The 22,412-nt window shown below is 40.5% G+C and carries 20 protein-coding genes; 5 read left to right on the forward strand and 15 right to left on the reverse strand.

Annotated elements, in window-relative coordinates; all coding sequences use genetic code 11:
- The first annotated feature begins 86 nt into the window (after positions 1 to 86).
- Positions 87 to 887 (forward strand): class I SAM-dependent methyltransferase, encoded by an 801-nt coding sequence (locus tag UB51_RS09500; protein WP_052675835.1) that lies wholly within the window; start codon positions 87 to 89, stop codon positions 885 to 887.
- 474 nt (positions 888 to 1,361) lie between these two features.
- On the opposite strand, the gene UB51_RS09505 is transcribed toward UB51_RS09500, so the two are convergent.
- From UB51_RS09505 to UB51_RS09540, 8 genes are all read right to left on the reverse strand, one after another.
- Positions 1,362 to 2,306, reverse strand: coding sequence for a GNAT family N-acetyltransferase (locus UB51_RS09505; RefSeq protein WP_044877092.1), 945 nt, complete (start codon positions 2,304 to 2,306; stop codon positions 1,362 to 1,364).
- 582 nt (positions 2,307 to 2,888) lie between these two features.
- On the reverse strand, positions 2,889 to 3,902 hold the full coding sequence (locus tag UB51_RS09510; protein ID WP_044877093.1) for an LCP family protein: 1,014 nt from the start codon (positions 3,900 to 3,902) through the stop codon (positions 2,889 to 2,891).
- A 28-nt stretch (positions 3,903 to 3,930) separates the two neighbouring features.
- A complete protein-coding gene (locus UB51_RS09515) occupies positions 3,931 to 4,551 on the reverse strand; it encodes an undecaprenyl-diphosphatase (protein WP_234405593.1) in 621 nt (206 codons plus the stop codon).
- A gap of 48 nt (positions 4,552 to 4,599) precedes the next feature.
- Positions 4,600 to 5,724, reverse strand: coding sequence for an FtsW/RodA/SpoVE family cell cycle protein (locus UB51_RS09520; RefSeq protein ID WP_044877095.1), 1,125 nt, complete (start codon positions 5,722 to 5,724; stop codon positions 4,600 to 4,602).
- A 10-nt stretch (positions 5,725 to 5,734) separates the two neighbouring features.
- Complete coding sequence (gene ftsW / locus UB51_RS09525; protein WP_052675836.1) at positions 5,735 to 6,865, reverse strand: putative lipid II flippase FtsW; 1,131 nt, start codon at positions 6,863 to 6,865, stop codon at positions 5,735 to 5,737.
- 45 nt (positions 6,866 to 6,910) lie between these two features.
- Positions 6,911 to 7,444 (reverse strand): hypothetical protein, encoded by a 534-nt coding sequence (locus tag UB51_RS09530; RefSeq protein WP_044877097.1) that lies wholly within the window; start codon positions 7,442 to 7,444, stop codon positions 6,911 to 6,913.
- Positions 7,445 to 7,537: 93 nt separating this feature from the next.
- The gene (locus UB51_RS09535) at positions 7,538 to 8,917 is read right to left on the reverse strand and encodes a sensor histidine kinase (RefSeq protein WP_044877098.1); all 1,380 of its coding nucleotides are present in this window, start codon (positions 8,915 to 8,917) and stop codon (positions 7,538 to 7,540) included.
- A gap of 4 nt (positions 8,918 to 8,921) precedes the next feature.
- Positions 8,922 to 9,626 (reverse strand): response regulator transcription factor, encoded by a 705-nt coding sequence (locus UB51_RS09540; protein WP_044877099.1) that lies wholly within the window; start codon positions 9,624 to 9,626, stop codon positions 8,922 to 8,924.
- A 576-nt stretch (positions 9,627 to 10,202) separates the two neighbouring features.
- Here UB51_RS09540 and UB51_RS09545 point away from each other — a divergent pair.
- Complete coding sequence (locus UB51_RS09545) at positions 10,203 to 11,405, forward strand: oxalate decarboxylase family bicupin (RefSeq protein ID WP_044877100.1); 1,203 nt, start codon at positions 10,203 to 10,205, stop codon at positions 11,403 to 11,405.
- Positions 11,406 to 11,426: 21 nt separating this feature from the next.
- On the opposite strand, the gene UB51_RS09550 is transcribed toward UB51_RS09545, so the two are convergent.
- Complete coding sequence (locus UB51_RS09550; RefSeq protein WP_044877101.1) at positions 11,427 to 12,377, reverse strand: alpha/beta hydrolase; 951 nt, start codon at positions 12,375 to 12,377, stop codon at positions 11,427 to 11,429.
- 182 nt (positions 12,378 to 12,559) lie between these two features.
- On the opposite strand from UB51_RS09550, the gene UB51_RS09555 reads away from it, so the two are divergent.
- Positions 12,560 to 13,177: a TetR/AcrR family transcriptional regulator gene (locus UB51_RS09555; RefSeq protein WP_052675837.1), complete on the forward strand. Its 618-nt coding sequence runs from the start codon at positions 12,560 to 12,562 to the stop codon at positions 13,175 to 13,177.
- A 190-nt stretch (positions 13,178 to 13,367) separates the two neighbouring features.
- On the opposite strand, the gene UB51_RS09560 is transcribed toward UB51_RS09555, so the two are convergent.
- Positions 13,368 to 14,564 (reverse strand): ROK family protein, encoded by a 1,197-nt coding sequence (locus UB51_RS09560; RefSeq protein WP_199924999.1) that lies wholly within the window; start codon positions 14,562 to 14,564, stop codon positions 13,368 to 13,370.
- 200 nt (positions 14,565 to 14,764) lie between these two features.
- Between UB51_RS09560 and UB51_RS09565 the strand changes: the two genes are divergently transcribed.
- Both UB51_RS09565 and UB51_RS09570 read left to right on the forward strand, forming a co-directional pair.
- Entirely contained in the window at positions 14,765 to 15,583 is an 819-nt protein-coding gene (locus UB51_RS09565) for a purine-nucleoside phosphorylase (RefSeq protein WP_044877103.1), read from the forward strand.
- Between the two features lie 121 nt (positions 15,584 to 15,704).
- Positions 15,705 to 16,961, forward strand: coding sequence for a nucleoside permease (locus UB51_RS09570; protein WP_044877104.1), 1,257 nt, complete (start codon positions 15,705 to 15,707; stop codon positions 16,959 to 16,961).
- Between the two features lie 187 nt (positions 16,962 to 17,148).
- Here the strand turns inward: UB51_RS09570 and UB51_RS09575 are convergent, their stop codons facing one another.
- The 5 genes from UB51_RS09575 to UB51_RS09595 form a co-directional block, all read right to left on the reverse strand.
- Complete coding sequence (locus UB51_RS09575; RefSeq protein ID WP_044877105.1) at positions 17,149 to 17,799, reverse strand: CatB-related O-acetyltransferase; 651 nt, start codon at positions 17,797 to 17,799, stop codon at positions 17,149 to 17,151.
- Positions 17,800 to 18,114: 315 nt separating this feature from the next.
- Complete coding sequence (locus tag UB51_RS09580; protein ID WP_044877106.1) at positions 18,115 to 18,969, reverse strand: alpha/beta fold hydrolase; 855 nt, start codon at positions 18,967 to 18,969, stop codon at positions 18,115 to 18,117.
- 218 nt (positions 18,970 to 19,187) lie between these two features.
- Entirely contained in the window at positions 19,188 to 20,276 is a 1,089-nt protein-coding gene (locus UB51_RS09585) for an efflux RND transporter periplasmic adaptor subunit (RefSeq protein WP_044877107.1), read from the reverse strand.
- Between the two features lie 29 nt (positions 20,277 to 20,305).
- Entirely contained in the window at positions 20,306 to 21,685 is a 1,380-nt protein-coding gene (locus tag UB51_RS09590; RefSeq protein ID WP_044877108.1) for an ABC transporter permease, read from the reverse strand.
- Positions 21,682 to 22,395, reverse strand: coding sequence for an ABC transporter ATP-binding protein (locus tag UB51_RS09595; protein ID WP_044877109.1), 714 nt, complete (start codon positions 22,393 to 22,395; stop codon positions 21,682 to 21,684). The genes UB51_RS09590 and UB51_RS09595 overlap by 4 nt, the downstream gene beginning before the upstream one ends.
- Between the last annotated feature and the right edge of the window lie 17 nt (positions 22,396 to 22,412).

Raw genomic sequence — 22,412 nt, forward strand, 5'->3', positions numbered from 1 at the left:
TGAATCTCTTGAAGTAATAGTTGGTAAATAAATAAATTGTATGGTAAATTTTCATATATATTCTATATTGTATAGGGGTTGTTCAAATGAATATCAAAACGTATACCAAATCCAACCGCGAAGCCTGGAATGAAGTTAATCCGATCCATCAGAAGCATAATCCAATCAATTTAAAGGAGGTCTTTCAAACCAAAGGCTTCTCCACCCTCGACGAACACATCACTGACACATTTCGGCGGCTCGGGCTGCAAGGAAAACGTGCAGCACAGCTTTGCTGCAACAACGGCAGGGAATTGTTGTCCCTGGTCAACCTCGGCGCTCAAAGCGGCACCGGTTTCGACATTTCGGATCATGCCATCGAGGAAGCCAAGGAGCTTGCCGAAACTTCCGGATTGCCCTGCACTTTCGTCCGCACCGATGTTTATGACATTGACAGTACGCATGTCAACCAGTATGACCTGATGTACATCTCCATTGGAGCGCTCACCTGGCTACCTGATTTGCACAAATTTTTCGGCATTGCCTCTACCTTGCTGAAAAAAGACGGTATGCTTGTTATTTATGAAATGCACCCGCTACTGAATATGCTGGCTATGGAGGATGAGCCTGAATTTGAAGACCCGTTGAAAATCGCCTTTTCATATTTCAAAAGCGATCCCTGGATCGCCAATACCGGTATCGACTATGTCGGAAATACGACCTATGAGTCTCAAACCAATTACAGCTTCAGCCACACTCTGGCTTCCATTTTCAACGCAGTTATTCAAAGCGGCATCAATATCACCGAGTACGAGGAGCACCAACACGATATTTCCTGTATTTATACCGATGTAGAAAAAGAAGGAAAGTTTCCCATGAGCTACACGCTGATCGGGAAAAAATCTTAGCCGCCCGATGAACGGCAGTCACAGCGAGGAACCACTACGTCTCCGGAACAGCTCACAAGCTTAATGCCCTGAACGCCTCGTCCCTCTCGTGCTGTTTGGAGGCAACGCATTTTACGAAGCATGAACGACAGGGATAAGAATTGATTTTATATTAATCGATTTAGAAGAAAAAAAACACTAGCAAATATAATATATGAAAATAAGATTATTGTATGGGTGAATGTTGATATAAAAAATAATCTTATTTCTAATGAAGGTTCTTTCGACGAATCAGCCATGGGCCGTTTTTTATTCTCTTAGCAGCTGTCGCACTTCGTATGACAATCCGTCATTTGCATTAACGCTGTCCGATTCATCATAGAAATTGCCCACCTTCACTCAAGAAAGTGGGCAATTTTCCATATGGAACGGAGATCCTATCAATTTCTAAAATACTACATACTTACAAAGGTATACTTTGGTGATCAATAGAAATTACCACCTAGCTGCCCATGCTTCTATTTCGACTTTGAGAGAAGGAACTGCCAATGATGGGATGTAAGACATCGTCATCGAAGGCGCTGTACCACCATGAAACTTCTCCCACACTTCATTAAAGTAATCCCAATCAACTTCTTCCGTAGCCCAAATATTAATTTTAATGATGTCATCGGCAGATACAGATTCACCATTAAAAATACGTAATATGTTCTGAAGCGTATTATTGATTTGCTCGTTCATATCCGAAGGTAAATCTCCATTCATGTCTGTACCAACTTGTCCAGAAAGAACTAACAAATCTGCTCCTTTTGGAACAGTTGTGAGATGAGTGTAAGATCCGATAGGAGGGGCAACCGTCTTCGGATTTTTACGTTGGACTTTTTTAGCCTCTATGCCCCTTGTTTCGTCATTTACAATGGCTAATGTCTGATGATCCTCCCAATGACCATTAATTTTCACATTTTTCTTTGCAATGCCTTCTTTATGGAAACCAGATTTTAACAGAACTTTTATTGAGCCAGTGTTATGAGGCATTACCCCAGCTTCAATACGGTGAAAATCTAATTCCTGAAAAGCATATTTTACAACGAGCCTCAAAGCTTCAGTCATGTAGCCTTTCCCATTGTGGTCTTTATCCAAGAAATAGCCAATCCAACAGCTTTGCAGATTATCTCGTACCACTTCGGAAAGAATGACCTCACCAATGACTTGTCCTGATCTTTGTGAAAAAATCAAGAATACATAACCTTTGTCTTCTATTCTTAATTCAACTGCACTTTTAATTCTGTCTACTTGTCCTTGATACGTATAAAAGGATTCCTCTCTCGAACCTGTGAATAGTTGAAAAAAATCTTTATTCTTCACTTCAAGTGCTAAAAGTGAATCAGCATCAGATTCCTCAACTAGTTTCACATAAATGTTGTCTCCGTTTAATTGCATATTAACCGTCTCCTTTTTTTTGTATTAAAAAACACCACAGGAATCCTGCGGTGTACATAACAAAATATGTAACCACAGGGAAGCGACCTGTGGTGTTTTCTCCACTGTATCCTAGTAAGATCACTCTACACTAAAGGATAAAAGTCGCTAGCATCCAACTTTGGACATACTTCTCCCGTGATTAGCATGATCAAAGAAAACAGCAGTAGAGTACCCTATTCCGTTAGCTAAAGATTTTAATGATCTTTTCTTCATTTGGGTACTCTCCTTTCGCCATTTCTATTTTTAAAATACAAGTTTATTATATAAAAGGTTATACGGAAATATTATTTGGTAACATCTATTTCAAATGAAAATTGTACTCCAAAAATTTAGAAAATGCAAGGATTTATTAAGTAAACGCAATAATCGTTCAAATGGATGTAATGGATAAATAGCAGTATAGATATTTACATCTGATGCGATAAATTTGTTGCCAATATGAATATTGTAGCTATAACCACAACGGAAGGTCGGTTCTGCATAAAGGTTATCCAATGTGGTTCGTTCCCCAAATTGTTTACAGGTTCCCCTAATCATATTTTAATCCAACACCCCAACAGCTTCTAAGTAGAGCGGACTTTCTGAACTGATATCTGCCTCATTACGCAGAGCAGTCAACGCATGTTGCAGATCCTCTTTGTTCGCGTAAACATAGGGGCTTTTCCAACGGGACTCCACATGTAATGAACGAATATGATCCGGTTTGATTATGGGGAAGTTGAAGACCCATTGTTGAAGATTGGGTTCAGGAATATCTGACTTCACATTTTCTCCGATGATGTCCAATACTTTTCCCCATTGGGATATCCCTTGGAAAGCCCCCAATTTCTCAATGATTTGCTTGATCACTAGCTGCTGCCGATCGTTGCGCGCGAAATCGGATGACTCCTGGGTTCCTTCATTCGATTTACGATACCGCACGAAGTCGAGCACTTGTTTCCCATTAAGAGTCTGCAAGCCTTTTTTCAAATCTATTTGAGTTCCGTCTGTGGAATCGCTATATTTCATATCCATGTCGACATCTATTATTAGTCCACCAAGCGCATCCACCGTGTGCCGTATCGCGTCAAAATTCACCACGACCATATGATCAATCGGAAGACCTAGCAAATCCCCGAAAAAACGCTTTGTGTTGGGAATCACCTCTGACCTATCCCTTATATAGTAATAGGCATAATAGTAATTGGCTTTGTGAGAAGGCAATGATTTAGGCTTTAGTAACAAATCACGCGGCAGGGACAACAGACTGGCCGAACGGTTTTGCGGATTAAAGCTGACTAGCATAAGAACATCTGTATTCATTAACCCGCCGCCACCTTCCCGACTATCTATACCAGCAAGAAGAAATATCATAGGTTGGATCGATTCCTTCTTTACATAACCGGACGGATTATCAGATAGGTTTTCTGGAGCGGCCATGCGTTGAATCGCAGCATCCGCCTTATAATATATATATCCCATATAGATTCCAGCTCCAAGGATCAGGGCGATTATGACAAGGTAAATGATCATCATAACTTTACGAATTGCTTTTCTCTTGGGTTTGACAGACATAATTTCCTCCACTCAATTCTAATAATATTCAATTTTTGAGATTAGACGACCGGTCTTTTTTATAATTTATCCAAATCTTTTTTTCGATTTTTTCATAAAGATCAATACCAACATTCAAACATTTATAAGCTACAGACCATCGATGAACCATTTGATAAATCATTAATGCACTAATTACACCAATGAATGCTCCCGTGATGACATCGGAAGGATAATGAACGCCATTCCAAATTCGGGAAAATGAAATCAAACCCGCCAATACAAGCCAAATTACGCCATCTTTCTTATGAAACAACCCTATACCTGTTGCGATTACAAAGGCCCCAATCGAATGATCACTTGGAAATGAAGCGTTAGCGGAATGTTCAATCAATTGGTTAACCGTATCATGGACAAAAGGCCTGTCCCTATAGAAAAAGTGGGAAAGTATACTACCCAGACCAAATCCAACACAAGCTGAAAAGAGAGTTGTTATCACCATTTGCCTGTTCTTATGAATGCGAGTAAACCAATAAACAATAATCCCTAGGTAAAAAAGATATTCCGCTTTTTCTGATAGAAATCGCATGAATGGATTTAATGTTGAGAATGTTACTGCCATATGATTGATGAATTGAAATACGAGATCATCCGTTTGAGATATACCCAATTTCATAACCTGCTTTCTATTTCTGTAATAATAAGGTTGATCTTTAGTTCATTCAATATAGATATCGTCTTTATGAAATTTGACACTTAACACCAAGCCAATTGCAATCATATTGCTAAGTAGTGAGCTACCTCCATAACTTATGAACGGTAAGGAAATACCCGTCAGGGGTACCAAACCGATATGCATGCCTATATTAACGAAAATTTGAAAGACTAACATTCCTATAAGCCCCGTAACAAGATATGATCCTGCAAGTTCTCTACTATCTATGACGATATGAACCATACGATACAGGAGCAGGAAATAGAGCATCAACAGCAACGCAGAACCCAAAAAACCATATCCCTCTCCTATGACCACATAGATCGAATCGGAATACGCATAAGGAATAAACCCTCTACGTAAAAAAGATCCGTCACTTCCAGTCAATCCTCCCAAACCTATCGCATACATCGCATTTTTAACATGCCATGATTTATCGGGATCGCTGGTTGGGTCAAGAAACGTCTGAATTCTTGACATTTGATGGGGCTCTACAATCTTGGATAACAATTCGAAATTGGCATAGTATAGCCATAATATTGTGCCTATCGTAATGATCATAATACTGATGAACAGAATCATATATAATGAACGGATGTTACCCATCCACAGCATACTAAGCAGTGCGCCCACAAAGACTAGAGAAGTGCCTAAATCGGGCTGCTGCATGATTAAGATGATAGGAATCATGAAAATGATACAAATCGGTAATATATCTTGAAAAAGACGGAGCTTGGCTCCCTCTCGCTTACCTAATAAATGAGCAATCAGCAGCACTGTAAATATTTTAGCTAGTTCAGAAGGTTGAAGCTGAAATTGTCCAATACTTAGCCAACGAACCGCACCGTTAATGTTCTCTCCGGTAAACTTGACAAGAACCAGCATCCCAATGCCGATTCCATATAAAAGGTAGGATAGCTTGCCTAACAGAATTCTATAATCTAACAATGCGAGAACCAGCATCGGAATGCAGAATGCACCGAATAGATATAAATAACTAATGTGAAGGCCTTCTAAATTCGTATCCGTTGTGGCTCCATAAATAGCAATCGTACCCATGCCAACAAGACACAATATAATGAAAAGCACGAATTTATCCAGTTTTTCAATTATGCGAGTGATAATCATATGACAACCTCTATTTTGTTGGATTTCTGTAGTTTTCTTGACGTCTTCTATAGTTATCTCGTGAAATACTAAGTAAAATGCCGGTACTTGCTAAACACAAAACGAGCGAAGATCCACCATAACTAATAAAGGGAAGCGGTACTCCCGTAATTGGCAGACTGCCTGTTACAGCTCCAATATTCAATAGAAATTGAATAAATATCATCATGACGACGCCCGTCCCTAGCATTAAACCGAATGGATCATGACTCCTTATTGCAGCAATAAAACCTCGCCAGATAAAAAGGAAAAACACGATGATGAGCAGGCACGTACCCACAAACCCGAATTCCTCGCCAATCACAGCAAAGATAAAATCGGTATGAGCTTCCGGCAAATAAAACAGCTTCTGCACACTTTGACCGATTCCTATCCCCGTAAGGCCGCCATGTCCTAGTGCATAGAGCGACTGAATAAGTTGATACCCAGAGTCTTGTGGACTATCAAGTGGATTTAGAAAAGAGCTGATTCGCTGGAGACGGTAACTCTTACTAAGTGCAAGATAAACAAATATAGGGATGAGTGCTAAACTAAGGATGAAAAGATGACGGAGATCAACACCACCGATCAAAAGGATCGTTATAGTAATAAAGAATAAGATTAACATCGTGCCGAAATCGGGTTGTTTCATGACAAGCAGCAGAATGATGCCGATAATCACTATAATAGGGAGTAAGCCTCTACGAAAATTTCGGATATGATCTCCTTTTCTACTTACTATCGCTGACAAATATACGATGATGGATAACTTGGTAAACTCAGATGGCTGTAAATTAAAACCGCTCAGAACAAACCATCGTCTCGCGCCATTTATGTTTGCTCCCCCTATTAATACGAGAACAAGTGCCAGTAATGAGAACAGTAGCAGGATCGGCGCAGCTTTCTTCCACCATGAAAAAGGAATACCCATAAAAATGAACATCACAAATAATCCGATGAGCGCAAATACGCCTTGTTTCATGACGTAGTGCCACGGACTATTGTGTTTTATCATGGCCATCGGAGAGCTTGCGCTGAAAATCATAATCAAACCAAAACCAACAAGCAAAACAGTCAAAAAAAGAAGTGGAAAATCAGGACGGCCTCTTATTTTACCGTTCAAATCATAGGACACCTCCATCGCTTTAACTACTATCCTAGTGAATGGTTACTCAAGATCGAACTTACCGTGATACTCCTTCTTGGATAACAGCTTTAACTTATCTTCACTTAATCCATAAATGTCCAGACCATTTCCTGCATCCCCCAATGACCAGCCAAGCACGAGCTCAGATCGACCGTCCTGATTAATATCTGGAAATCCGGCATACTCCAAGCCGTAACCAAAGCCCTTGACTTCCGAGACTATTCGCCACTCCTCATTATGTTGCTTAAATAGAGCCGCTTTTAACATTTTACCTGTCGCTTTATTCTCTTCATATACAACGACAGCTTCATTGATACCGTCTCCGTCCATATCTCCGAATGAGATGTCATTGCCGTCTTTCCCCTGCATGGGGGCTAACAATTGAACCTCGTCAGGCAGTAATTTGATAAGTTCATGGCTGATTTTATATCGCTGAATGCTTGCTTCTGTTAATGGCGGCTTAATCATATCTAAGGGGGTTGCGGGTATCCCACATCCTCCGAGCAACAATAACGTAGTCGACATGATACCTATTCTAATGAGCTTGTTGAGCATTCTGATTACCTACTCCTCGCTTGTCAAGGTTATTTACTATTCTATCTTTGAAAGGGAACGAAGTGGTTATGAAATAGTTAAATCTCGATTTCCTTATATCGGTAGAAAGATATGGACTGTCGTTCCCTTGCCAACCTTACTGGTTAATCGTAATTCTCCGTGATGCAACTTTATAATCTGATCAGATATAGATAAACCCAAGCCACTTCCAGAAGCATGTTGATCTACTTTGTAGAATTTTTGCAGCACATTCGCTAGATCCTCCTCTGCAATTCCTGAGCCAGTGTCTTCAACGGTAATAACGACTTGCCCTAGAGCGGTATGAGCGTGTACTAGAATTTGACCAGATTCTGTAAATTTTAGCGAATTATCAATTAGATTAATCAGTACTTGCTTCAATCGATTCTCGTCTCCTTGAATGGTAGGAAGGGTCTCATCTGCTTGTATTTCGAGTGAAATCCCTTGCCTAGCAGCTCTTGGAGCAAGTTGTCTGCCAATATGATGCAATAATTCCGATAGATGAACCGGTGCAAAGTGTATGACAATTCTTCCGTTATCCAATTTAGAGAAATCTAACAGCTCATCCACCATACGAGTTAACCTATCACTTTCTGATTCAATAATATCAAGTCCCTCATGAAGTAGTGGCTTGTTGCCGTTCCCATTGGATTTCAACGTGATGACCCAACCTTTAATCGACGTTAATGGCGTACGCAGTTCATGCGAAACGGATGAAATAAAATCATTTTTAAGCTGTTCGCTCTTCAATATTCTACTTGCCATCATATTAAACGTATCTGCCAGGGAACCCAGCTCATCCTGGTAGCGCTTACGTACTCTTATGCTAAAGTCTCCTTCTGTCATCTGGTCTGCTGCCTGTTTAAGATCCTTAATTGATCTCGTTATGGTCCATGACAGCAATAGTCCAAGAGCGGTAACAATCGCAATAACAAGCATACCGATACAGATCAGTATGACTGTAATTTGATTAACCGTATTTAGTGTTTCAGTCAAGGAAGTGACAAACCTGACTTCCCCCACGACGATGTCATTTGCTTGTAAGGGATATGATACTGCTAATATGGCTTCTTGAGTTGAGGGGTTCTTCCCTTTCCAAGTACCAGGTTGTCCTTGGATAGCTGCTTGCACATCTAAATACTTGATCATATTGTTGTCCCCTTGAAGTCCAGTAGAGTCCTGCAGAAGTCGGCCCGAGGGATTAATAATCTGTACTTGCGCATCGGAATTGTGTGCAAACCCCTTCAATAATCGATCCGATTGTTTCTCCAGATCTTCATCGGCAAAATATTGCTGAAAAAAAGAAGCGGATAGCTCCGCTTGATTCATCAGGATTCGCTCTACATTATGAAAGTAATAATATCTCACAGAAACAATGAGAAAAATCTCAAGAATAAGAACAGTGAGGAAAATGACCACAACATAACTTCCTACTAATCTTTTCTGAATACCCATTTCTTCAACCGTCCTTCCTGAAGCGGTATCCGAGTCCCCATACCGTCTCGATCCAATGTGGCTTGGAGCCATCATCTTCAATCTTCTCTCTTAACTTTCGCACATGGACATCTACCGTTTTAGGATCTCCTATATAATCCTCTCCCCATACGAGGTTCAATAATTCATTTCGGGATAGTGCTCTATCGGGATGTTCTAGGAAGGTTCTAATCATTTGGAATTCCTTCGGTGTTAATTCAATAAGGTCGTCATGTTTGAACACCTTATTCGAATTCAGATCCATCCGAATTGGACCGGATTGAAGTACGAGTCTTTGTGGTTTTAGGGAAATTTCTGTACGGCGCAATATGGCTTTAATTCGTGCTACAAGCTCTAACGGATTAAATGGTTTGACAATATAATCGTCAGCACCGATTTCAAGTCCTTTGATTTTGTCCAGATCTTGTCCGCGTGCAGTTAAGAAGACGATAATGACCGCAGGGTCCCTCTCTCTTAGCTTCCGACAGATTTCAAATCCATTGGCATCTGGCAGCATAATGTCCAGAACAACAACGTCGGGTCGATTCGTTGAGAAGCTCTGTAACGCTTCTTCTCCAAATGCGGCCTCATTCACCACAAATCCGTTATTTATTAAATTAATCGACACAAAACGTCTAATATTATCGTCATCTTCAACAATAAGTACTTGATTACGATTAGCAGTATCCACTATTTTCCACCCCCATAACTGGATTCCTAGCAAGTTAAATGCAAAAAAAGCTCTCCCTGTAAAGAGAGAGCCTTGAGCTATAGATCCATATTCCTGCTTACGCTTCCGTATCAAATCAACATGATCCAACAGTCTATTTGCAATATAGAACAATGGAGGTTGGAAGGGGAAGCGACTGGGTGGACCAACAATAGGCTTCTTCTTTATAGGTTCTAACTAGACGATTGAAACTTCGACTCTGACTGCTGTCCATAACCATGTCCCTCCCTATCCATTCGAATTGTACACTATGTGCGGAGCTTCACCTAACGATGGCATTAATTACATGTGGATATTACTCTAGATTGATCAGCTTGTCAAAAAATAGTGATTCGTGTCGCACGGATTAGTCTAGTTATCTTTAATTAAAGGTAATCAGACTAATCCATATGTAGATATGGAACTTTCTCGAACGCTGGAACCAAGTCGTTTAGTAGATGTTACATAATACACTCCCGATAGTCATAAAATCTCTATGTGCTATTTCAACTCATACGCTATAAATTATGCCTTATATGAAGAGAGGAAGATCAACATATGAGTAATCATCCCTCAAAAAAGATTCAGATACCACAACCCATCAGGAGTGATGGTACTGGAGGAATTGACAAAGGCCCCCGTGATGTTCTAAGAGATTTGGAAAATCCAGATATGCTAGTTCCACCTATTACGGATAATGGACTCATTCCGAATATGAGATTCTCTTTCTCAGATACCCATATGCAGCTTAATCACGGTGGTTGGTCAAGAGAAGTGACGGTTAGAGAGTTACCCATTGCCACGACCCTCGCCGCAGTCAATATGAGTCTTACTCCGGGTGGAGTGCGTGAGCTCCATTGGCATCAGCAAGCCGAATGGTCATATATGTTACTGGGGAGAGCCCGTATTACTGCCGTTGACCAGAACGGACGGAATTTCATTGCTGATGTGGGGCCTGGTGATCTCTGGTACTTTCCACCAGGCCTTCCTCACTCCATACAAGGTCTTGAGGAAGGCTGTGAGTTTCTCCTAGTTTTTGACGATGGAAACTTCTCCGATCTGAACACATTGTCTATCTCGGACTGGTTCGCACATACGCCTAAGGAAGTATTATCAGCAAATTTTGGTGTTCCAGAATCGGACTTTAGTTCAATCCCTACGGAACAAGTATATATTTATCAAGATTCCGTTCCAGGTACGATCAATAGTCAAGCTATCGCCTCTCCCTATGGCACAATACCCTTATCCTTTAAATATGAGTTGCTCTCTCAACCTCCAATCAAAACTCCAGGTGGTACTGTACGAATCGTAGACTCCTCTAACTTTCCTATATCCAAAACCATCGCCGCTGCCCTAGTAGAAATTGAACCAGGTGAAATGAGAGAAATGCATTGGCACCCGAATAATGATGAGTGGCAATACTATCTCACCGGGCAAGGTCGAATGACCGTCTTTGCTGGCAATGGTAACGCCCGTACGTTTGATTATAGAGCTGGGGATGTTGGCTACGTCCCTTTTGCATATGGTCACTATATTCAAAATACAGGCACAACGACGTTATGGTTTCTAGAAATGTTTAAAAGTGACCGATTCGCCGATGTATCGCTCAATCAATGGATGGCCCTCACTCCTACCGAACTTATTCAAAGCAATTTGAATGTCGGACCTAATCTATTACCTAAATTACGTAAAGTAAAATGGCCAGTTGTCAAGTATCCTGGATATACTTTTCATCGTAACAATGAAGGAAGTGAACGGTAATCCATTGTTCGTTTACATGTGTTAATCATTTCCTTTCGCTGTAAAAGCGTCTTTTAGTGCACAAGCGGCATCCTGAATTGCCATTTTTGCCGCATCCACTTCATGTGCCAGATTAAAAAATTGATGAATCATGCCCTCATAGCATTTATAGTTCACAGACACACCTGCTGCTTGCAAACGTTCGGCGTAAGCCTTGCCTTCATCTCTTAACGGATCGTATTCAGCCGTAATGATCATAGCTGGGGGGAGGTTGCTCAAGTCTTGATATAATAAAGGAGAAGAATACGGATGTGAAGCATCCTCTTCATTGCTTAAGTATTGTCTATAGAACCATAGAATAGATTCTCTAGTTAACAAATATCCATCGGCATTTTCGGACATCGAAGGGAACTCGAATTTCATGTTGGTCGTAACGGCAGGATAGATTAGTAGTTGAAACATGATCGATGGATTCCCTTGTGCTGTGGCTTTGATCGCCATGACGGCTGAAAGATTCCCTCCAGCGCTGTCGCCTCCAATGGCTATTTGTAACGGATTTACGTTAAGTTCAGCGGCATGATGAGCGACCCAATTTAATGCTGCGAATGCATCATCCACTGCCGCAGGAAATTTGTGCTCCGGGGCCAGCCGATAATCGACGGAAACGACCACACACGAAGCTGCATTCGCCAATAAACGGCATATCGAATCGTGCGAATTCAGGCCACCCAATACAAAACCGCCGCCGTGATAATAGACTAAAGCCGGAAATGGCCCCTCCCCTTCAGGGGTATAGACGCGCATAGGGATTTCACTTTCAGGTCCAGGTATTTCAATATTTTGTACTTGCTTAACCGGTTCAACGTGTTCCGTCACCCATGTTAATGTGAAATAATGACGGAGATGCTCTATTGTCATTTGGTCTGAAGACACATGGTCGGCGACCCCATTGATTCGTTCGAGAAAATCGTGAATTTGTGGATGCAACGGCATTTTTATCGTCCCTCTTTTCTTTATTTAAACTATTAAGTTGTAAATTTTAACAACCTATTATTATTATAATTGTATAGAACATGAGAACAACCAGCAGATTGTCTTATCATGTTTGTTATTCAACAGAGAGATGTTCATGTGTTGGATAACGTGCAAATTTTTCAATGAGGAGGATGGTTTTGTTGGAAAACAACAAAAAAATGGATCGGCGCATAAAACGAACACGTCAATTTATAAAGCGGGCGCTCATTCAACTGATTGCCGAAAAGAGGTTTCACACCATTACGATTCAAGATATAACTGAACGCGCCGATATCAATAGATCCACCTTCTACTATCACTATCTAGATAAGGAGGATTTACTTCAGCAATACATGGATGAAATGCTTAACGAGGCGGTGAAAGATGTACGCGGCGAGCGGTCTTGTAGCCAGAAACAAACAGAATCTTACGTGGATTACGATCCCGTCCCTTTTTTTATCCGTATGTTTGAACATATAGGAAAGCATGCCGAATTCTATCGGGTCATGTTACAAGAGATTCCGGTATTCGGACGGCGCGTATCCGATGTTATTCAACAACTCTATAAAGAGAGTATTTCAATCATGCAGCCGGATGAACGCCAATTCGTCGTATCGAAAAATTTGTTGGTCACCTATGTTACCGGTGCATACACAGCCGTCATTATATCTTGGCTCGAAAATAATTTGCCCTACTCTGCATCACATATGGCCGAGCAATTATCTCAAGTCATGACGTTAGGCCCGCATCGAGCAGGAGGATTGGACTCTGTTCAATAGATTTCAGATATTTCATAGACACATGCAGACTGGGCATTACAGGTTATTATGGTACAGAAAAAAGCTACCCCATCTGAGTCGATTCTACTCGGATGAGATAGCTTTCTTCAATCTTCTTATTTATGTCTTTTATTAAGATAGCTTCTGGGCATTAGGGGCTGTAGACACAGTTGGATTGGATGCTTTAGGGTCATGCTAATAAATGGTTTAAAACCATTCCTCCAGCTCCTTGTGATACAATTTCATACGAATCATTTGCTGGGAAAATAGCAGTTTTAAGCTGCGGATAAAGCTTCAATTTTTGTTCAACGGTTTGCTTGGTTACTTCAAAAAACGAACCCTTCGGGACCAATGTTCCTCCACATACGACTGTATCCGGTTGATAAGTTAAAATGATATTTGATAATGCTATTCCATAGTAATACGCTGCTTCTTCAAGAACCTCTGTACATAATACATCACCTTTTTCAATTGCTTTCAAAATGAGGTGATAATCAATTTCTTCAATTGAGTCCACCATTTCCAAAAGAATGGAGGGCTTGCCTCTTTTAACGAATTGAATAACTTTATTTTTTATTGCTGCCAAGGAACTAAAGGTGTACAAACAACCATAAGAACCACATTGACATCTTGATCCATTAATATCAACTGTGACATGACCAAAAGTATTCGTTTTGTGAGGTTCTGTATAAGGAATATCCCCCCCTGTAATTGTACAAATGCGAATTTCGATATCACACATCGTAAATAAAAACCGTTCGCTTAATGCTGAAAAGTGTAAACGATGTTCTGAAAGTGCTGCAAAATTCACACCACTTCCAAGTGTTACATAAATCGGAATTTTACTGTGAATGTAATCTTGAATTTTTTTTATTTGTACAGAAACACTTTCATTGGTTTGATCGGTTGGATTAAAAAGATCATCAATTGAAATTCCAATTCCAAGTATATCCTTTACCCCAAGATGATGACTTGACAGCAAGTCTTCTATTTTGGGAATCAAAGCATCTAATGTTTCATAGATCGAATGAATATTCGTCGTCTTCATTTTAATTTGGCCACGAATATCTAAATTTAAATTGAGTACTAAAATAGTAGAATAAAGATTCGTTACTTCAATACCAATCACATAAGCTTCATTAGGGTTAATTCGATATAAAATTGGTTTTCTCCCCCCCGTAGATTCACCAAACTCACTACCCGAAATAAGCTTTCCTTTTATTAATTGGTCGAGCATACGGGCGCAAGTAGCAGGTTTCATATGTGTTTTTTCAATTAACGTTTCTACTTTAACCGGACCGTAATTTCGAATTAATGCATATAGCCATTTTAATTTTTTTATTTTGGAGTTTTTAGTTGTCTGAAATTCTATTAACATCTCATTCATAAGGAAGAAGCTCCTTTCATAAAGCCACAATCTTCTAGTGAAAATGGTAACGGAGTCCCTCCTAAAAATCAAGATCAGATTATAAGTGGATTAGTACCTTTTTATCAATTTGATAAAAAGTCGTTTACTTTTAATTTTGAGCATGCTAGAATAACTCATGAAAGCGCTTAATACTGTTATCCATATAGGAGGAAACAAACATGCACAAAACAGAAGAGATCTTAGAAGCTAAACATTATGTGGAGAAATTTACGAAAGTTAAACCAACCATTGGTATCATTTTAGGTTCAGGACTTGGACCATTCGCCGACACATTAGAGGATGCGGTACATATCTCTTATGATGATATCCCTCATTTTGCTAAATCATCCGCGGTTGGCCATGCAAATGAACTTGTCATTGGGACGATTGGAGGAAAGAACGTCGTTGCAATGAAAGGCCGCTTCCATTATTACGAAGGATTTACACTTGATCAAGTTACCTTCCCTGTTCGTGTTATGAAAGCGCTAGGTGTTGACAAATTAATCGTAACCAATGCTTGTGGTGCAATTAATACCGATTTCAATCCTGGTGATTTGATGCTAATTACCGACCATATCAACTTAACAGCTAATAACCCTTTGATTGGCCCTAACAATGCGGATTTAGGCACTCGTTTCCCTGATGTTTCTGAAGTGTATAATAAAAAATTAAGATCCATCGTTAAAGAGGTTGCAACGGAACAAAACGTGAATTTACGTGAAGGTGTTTATGCTTGGTGGACGGGTCCAACTTATGAAACACCTGCTGAGATTCGGATGATTCGTACTCTAGGTGCTGATGCTGTAGGGATGTCAACGGTACCTGAAGCTTTAGTTGCAACTCATGCCAAAATGGATACTGTAGGAATTTCTTGCCTAACTAATATGGCTTGCGGTATTCTTGACCAACCACTTAGTCACGATGAAGTCATTGAAACGGCAAACCGTGTAAAAGAAACTTTCCTAAAACTGGTTACAGAAGTGATTTCCCGGTTTTAATTTGTCATCTTTTTATCATTATGATAAAAAGAACGTATGGTAAGTAGGTTTAGCATGAAAGGAAGTACATTTGTTTCTCTGGGTTCATTGTTTACGATTGATACAATGTAGGAGGAACAACATGGGGATTAAAAACCGTTTAAAAATCATGTCGTTTTTACAATACTTTATTTGGGGAAGTTGGCTTGTTACACTAGGCTCTTACATGATTAATACACTCGGTTTTACGGGTATAGAAGTTGGGATGGTTTATAGTACAAAAGGTATTGCAGCTGTAATTATGCCAAGTTTAATAGGAATTATAGCCGATAAATGGATTCCTGCCAATCGTCTATACATCATCCTTCATCTGATTTGTGCGGGAGCGCTCTATTATGCAGCTTCAGTAAGTGATCCCACTATAATGTTCTGGGTCTTACTTGTAAATGCGATGGCCTTTATGCCAACTATCGCTTTATCCAATACCATTTCTTACACCTGCTTAGAGAAGAATAATTTTGATACGGTCACAAGTTTCCCACCCATTCGTGTTTTTGGGACAATCGGTTTTATTCTAGCGATGTGGGCAATTAGTTTGTTCCGATTCGAACTGAGTAACATGCAACTTTATATCGCAGCTGGTGCATCACTTATTTTGGCTCTTTATTCTTTTACTATGCCTTTTGTTCCAACTGCGAAAAAAAAGAAAAATCAAAACTGGGTCAGCATACTTGGTTTAGATGCTTTCGTTTTATTCAAAAAACCACAAATGGCACTATTTTTCGTATTCGCTATGTTACTTGGTGCTGTATTACAAATCACAAATACATTTGGCAATCCATTCTTACATGATTTTGCATCAAATCCGGCTTATACCGATAGTTTTGTTGTAAAATATCCATCCATTCTCTTATCCGTTTCACAAATAGCTGAAGTTGCTTTTATCCTTGCCATTCCTTTCTTCTTGAAAAAGTTCGGCATTAAAAAAGTTATGTTAATAAGTATGCTTGCATGGACATTACGTTTTGGCCTATTTGCATTCGGTGATCCTTCACCATTTGGCTTTGTATTACTAATGTTATCTATGATTGTTTATGGTTGTGCCTTTGACTTCTTTAATATTTCGGGTTCCATCTATATCGAAAAAGAAGTTAGCTCTGATATTCGTGCCAGTGCACAAGGACTATTTATGACAATGGTTAATGGTGTCGGTGCTTATGTAGGATCTATTGCAAGTGGTAAAGTAGTGGATTATTTCACTGTAGATGGCATGAAAGATTGGCAGACTATTTGGCTCCTTTTTGCTGCATATGCCATGCTATTAGGAATCCTTTTCTTCTTCACTTTCCGTTACAAACACCAACCAGAAAAACTAGCAAACGTGGGAGTAAAACATTAATAGTTTTAAAAAAATAAAGACAGCTTAATTGAAATGGTAGAGAAGTAGGCAACCGGTTCATCGCCAACAAGAAGAACCGTTCGGAAAATATACCGGACGGTCTTTTTATGTGCAAATCCACACTTTTAGCGCTCTGAAGGGAATGAGAATTGAACTCATAAGGTGCTTATTCCTAGATATTCTTCTACTACACACCGTTTTCCTTTTTCATCAGCTGCTTTAGTTGCTCAACATCATTGCTACATAAAACTGATATGAATTTAGTGATCTTTTCAATATCCCATTCCCACCATTGGAGTTGAAGTAGCAATTCGGTTACTTCTTCATTGAATCGATCGCGGATAACCGCGGCTGGATTCCCACCTACAATTGTATAAGGCTTAACATCTTTAGTTACTACTGAGTTTGTTGCAATAATCGCTCCATCACCGATTCGAACTCCGGGCATGATTGTTGCATTATGACCAATCCATACATCGTTTCCGATCATTGTATCGCCTTTACTTCCACCACTCAATCCTTCCAAACCTGCTTCCCACCCCTGGCCGAATGCGCCAAATGGATAAGTACTAAACGCTTGAATGTTGTGATTAGCACCATTCATAATGAATTTAGCTCCAGAAGCAATTGCACAAAATTTACCGATAATCAATCGATCACCCATGAAATCAAAATGATACAATACGTTGTTTTCAAAGGATAGCGGATTGTTCAAATCATCATAATATGTATAATCTCCTACAATAATGTTCGGATTTTTGACGATGTTTTTTAAAAAACAAAGACTTCGAACTCCAGACATCGGAAACACACTATTCGGATTTGGACCATTCAACATAAATGACCCTCCCTTTTATCAAATTATATTTCACCTTATATTGTACCGAAATTCACTACTTTTTGCACACGACAATAACATTACCTATCTCACTATCGGATTAAGCCATGGGAATAATCGAAACGATATATTTTCAGTTGGCATCGTAAATACCCCCAGACCAATTCCATTCAATGAATCGGTCTGAGGGTATATGAGCTTACAATCTTTTTTTCGTATAAACCTTATCGTACGCTGCCTAAGTTGCATACATAAAGGATACACATTGTAGTATGGTTCAATGTCAAGCATAATTTTTATGGTTAGGTGAAATCCTTACTTCCCCTCATTGATCCATTCGATCAATTGTGTGTCAAAGGAATGCGGTTCTTCAAACATGGGATTGTGCCCGCTACGCTCAAAAACCACTTTCTTCACCTTTCCCCCATCTGTGTTATCGATAGAATCCCACAGCGAGACGGGTGCGACCAAATAATCATATCTTCCTAAACCAATGAATACGGGTTTATCGAAACTAGCCAACGATTGGATCATATTTAGTTTCCCAAATGTATTTCCCCACAAATAATCAATGATTGGCATATTCGTATATACACCATTCCACATATAAACAGCATCAAACGTATAATCGTAAAAACTGTGGGCGCCCATCCGAATACACATGTGAACAAACCGTCTTTCAGGATCTTGCTTGATGTCACTTTCTAACAGAGCAATGTCTTGTTCGAATTGGCGCTTTCTTGCTGGATCTGCATTCTCGTCAAAAAACGAAAAACTTTGCTGCTGTCTTTCTGGGCTATTGGTGGGTGCTGAATTTAGCAAGACCACTTTCTGCACATGTTCAGGATATTTCTTGGCGTATTCTAAAGCCATAAAAGCATGTCCTGAATGCCCCAATACGATGAAATCCTCTAATTTAAGAGCTTGTCTTGCCGTTTCAATATCATCTAAAACTTTATCTAATATATCATCTTCTGGTTCTAAAGCGCACGGTGGCTTAACAAATCCTCGATGATCCAGAAAAATGAACTGGAACTCTTTATACAGATTTTCCGAGAATAAGCGCGGGTAATATACACTGCTACCTACCACTAATACCGGCCTTCCCAACCCTTTTATACAATAATTTAATTCAAATCCATCACTAATGACACTTTGAAATTTGTTCATTTTAATAATCCCCTTTTCTATTTTTGTTTCATATACCACTCCCTTTCCACTTCTAATTCCATCGTATTTTCCATTGAACGTTCTAACACTTCAACTCACCTCTATTGAATTCGTATAAATAGAAAGCTCCTCTTTGTTCCTCTAATTCGGAAGGGTTAATTATCGGAATATCCTTTATGATCATCTTCCGAGTCCACAAAAATCAAATAGGTCATGGCTTACTGGAGAACAACAGTGTCGCCAACCTTAAGTCCTGAGAGTATCTCTGTCTTGTCTGTTGTTTCCAAACCGATCTTAATATCTCTTCGTTCATATTGCCCGTTGCCTTTGTCCAGCATAACGTAGGAAAGGTCTCCTTCGTGTACGATAGCAATGCTGGAAACAACCGTAGCATTCTCTTTGCGTATTACCTCAATTTCACCGTTCAGACTGAGTCCGCCTATTAAGTGCTCGTCGGGCGGCAGTGAGATCACCACTTCAAATTGAGGCGCTTGACTGGTAGTGTTGGTCTGACCTGCAGCTGTCGTGGCGAATTTAGATACCTTGGTTACCTTTCCGCTAAGCTTCAAATCTTTTAATGCGGTCATTTTAACCTGAACCTTCATGCCGGGCTTGATGCGGAAAATGTCCTGTTCACCCACCAGTGCAATGAATTCTAGCTCGTTCGTATACACAATTTTGCCAATGTACTGGTTGTCCGTCACAGATTGCGGCCGCTCACTCGTGCTGTCAAACAGAAAGATACCGTTTGCTGGCGCATAATAGACTGCCGTTTTTAGCTTGTCCTTCTTAACTGCAAGCTCCCGCTCCTGAATATCCGTATTCACCTTGTTAAGCTCATTATTCAGGCGACCTGTCTCCTGCCCTGCAAGCACCTTTAACCGTTCCGCCTCCGTTGCCCCAAGAACGGCGGTCTCATCTTCCTGCTGACTAACGAATTCACTGAGCTCCGCTTCCAGCTTCGTCTTACGGATCGTCGCCTCTTGCGTTATGATTTCGTTCTTCAAAGCGGATTGATCCAGGGTGTATAGTACATCCCCCTTCTTCACCTGAGCTCCGTTATCCACTTTCCATTCCGTCACCTTGGAAGCGAACGGAGCATATACGAGCTTCTCCTGCTTATACTTTGACTTCCCTTTAACTTGAACTGAATTGATGATCTTTTCTTTGGTCACCTCAAAGGTAAACGCCTGTGGCTGTTCTACAGGCTCCAGCTCTTCTTTTGGCTTGTACATTTGGGTAAATAGCACATAGCCTGCAACTAATATTATCAATGCTATTACAATCCATTTTATGGTCTTCTTCATCACTTCGGCTTCCTTTCAACTTAAAATCGTTAATCCCGTTTAATTGCCGAGAGCGCATTCGTTCTAGATGCGCTAATTGCGGGATAAATCCCCGATAATACGCCTGTCATAATTGCAAAGGCAATCCCCACTGGAATCGTCATTAAAGGAATATCAATAATGAGAGGCTCCCCCATTCCCGGATCTGTACCAATGAGCTTATTGATGCCTAATACAATGAGATAAGAAAACAATACACCAAGTATCCCGCCCAGCATGCCAAGCAAAGCAGCCTCTGTAATAAACATATTACGGATTTGCCGCATATTAGCCCCTAGCACCTTCATAATGCCGATCTGGCGGCGGCGCTGATGAGTAGACATGGTCATGGCGACGATAATGGAGATCGAAGCTATAATTAGAATGAATACCCCTACACCCAGTGCTGCCTTTTTGACCATATTGAATTGCTTCGCTATCTCCTCTTTTTGATATAAATTTGTACTCGTTGATAGCATCAACTTCTTAATCATCTGCTCCACCTGTACGATGTTGTCTATGCTATCCACCTTCACAATAACAGAGTTATAGACTCCTTCTTGCCCGACAGTTCCATTATTCAGATGTAACTCCTCCACCAGGCGCTCAGCACTTTCCAGTGACATGTATACCTTTTTGTCATAGAGTGCCATATCAGGATTTCCCGTTTTATCCAGTATGCCTACTACACGAAATGGTGAGCTGATATTGGTCTGGGTCAATTGGGAGGTAATGTCATTCGACTGGGACTGCAGCTGAATCTGTTGCTGATACATCTCCGAAGGCAGATTGCTCAATCTGTCGTAATTTTCCATAATTTCAGCATTATACGGATCACTTTCTAATTGCTCAAAGAAATTTTTCCGAGTCTCGGCATCAACTAATCCCACTGTCGCTCCATAGTTAAGGACTACCATTCCGCTTAGATCAGAAGGGCCACCTTGCTTAAAGGTATTATCATATTTCATCAGCAGACGTAGATCCGTTCCGATAATCTGTACATCGGATACTTTATTATCCATAGTATACATCTGGATATAACCAAGCTCTTGAAAAGGTGCAGCTGCGGTGACATGCTTGATCCCATTTATCAACTCTACCTTCTGGCGGGTCAGCTTTCCGGGATCGAGCTTATCACTGGTCTGTGAAGCTCCCGCTTTACCGCCGCCCCCTTGTGAAGGGATACCGACATTCGGCGTAACTGAAATTTCGTCCATCTTGAAATTCCGGTTCACTTCTCTCTCCGTATAGCTCTGCGCGGACTCACCAATACTTAGCGCAACGATAATTGCGGCGCAGCCAATGGATATCCCAGCCATACAGAGACCCGTGACAACCTTACGCCGCTTGACCTGATCCCAGGCCAAACGTGAGATATCACTAATTCTCAATGCTTGTCACCCCCTTCGGGTTCCGATTCTGTGGATACACCCTTTTCTGTTATCAAATAACCGTTCCGAAGCGAAACAATACGCTGCATTTGTTCTGCTACTTCAATTTCATGTGTCACAATAATAAAAGTGGTGTTCATGGTCTTGTTCAATTGAAGTAAGATGCCAATGATTTCTTGTTCTGTTGTCGAATCCAAATTACCTGTCGGTTCATCTGCAAAGATGACGGACGGTTCTGTGATCAGGGAACGTGCAATACTAACACGCTGCTGCTGTCCACCCGACAGCTGGGAAGGGAATAAATCACCCTTGTCCGGAAGGCCGACGCTCTCTAGCAAAGATATAGCTTTTTGCTTGCGGATTGACGGAGACACGGATTGGAACACCAGCGGAAGCTCCACATTTTCACGGACAGTCAGACTGGTGATCAGCTCATAGGCTTGAAAGATAAACCCAATACTTTTTCTCCGAAATTCAGAAATCTTGTTCTCACTCATCTTAACGATATCTTGATCAGCAATGTAAATATGCCCTTCTGTTGGCTTCATTAAGCCTGCCATCAGATTCAGCAGTGTTGACTTGCCGGAGCCGGAACTGCCCAGCAGAGCGACCATCTCCCCCTGCTTCACTGCAAAGTTAATATCGTGAAGCACCGGTGTTGATTCACTACCGTTCTTAAAAGAATGTGTTACATGTTCGACTCGCAACATAGGAGCTACTCCTTTTT

Source organism: Paenibacillus sp. IHBB 10380 (assembly GCF_000949425.1).
Lineage (GTDB): Bacteria > Bacillota > Bacilli > Paenibacillales > Paenibacillaceae > Paenibacillus_AQ.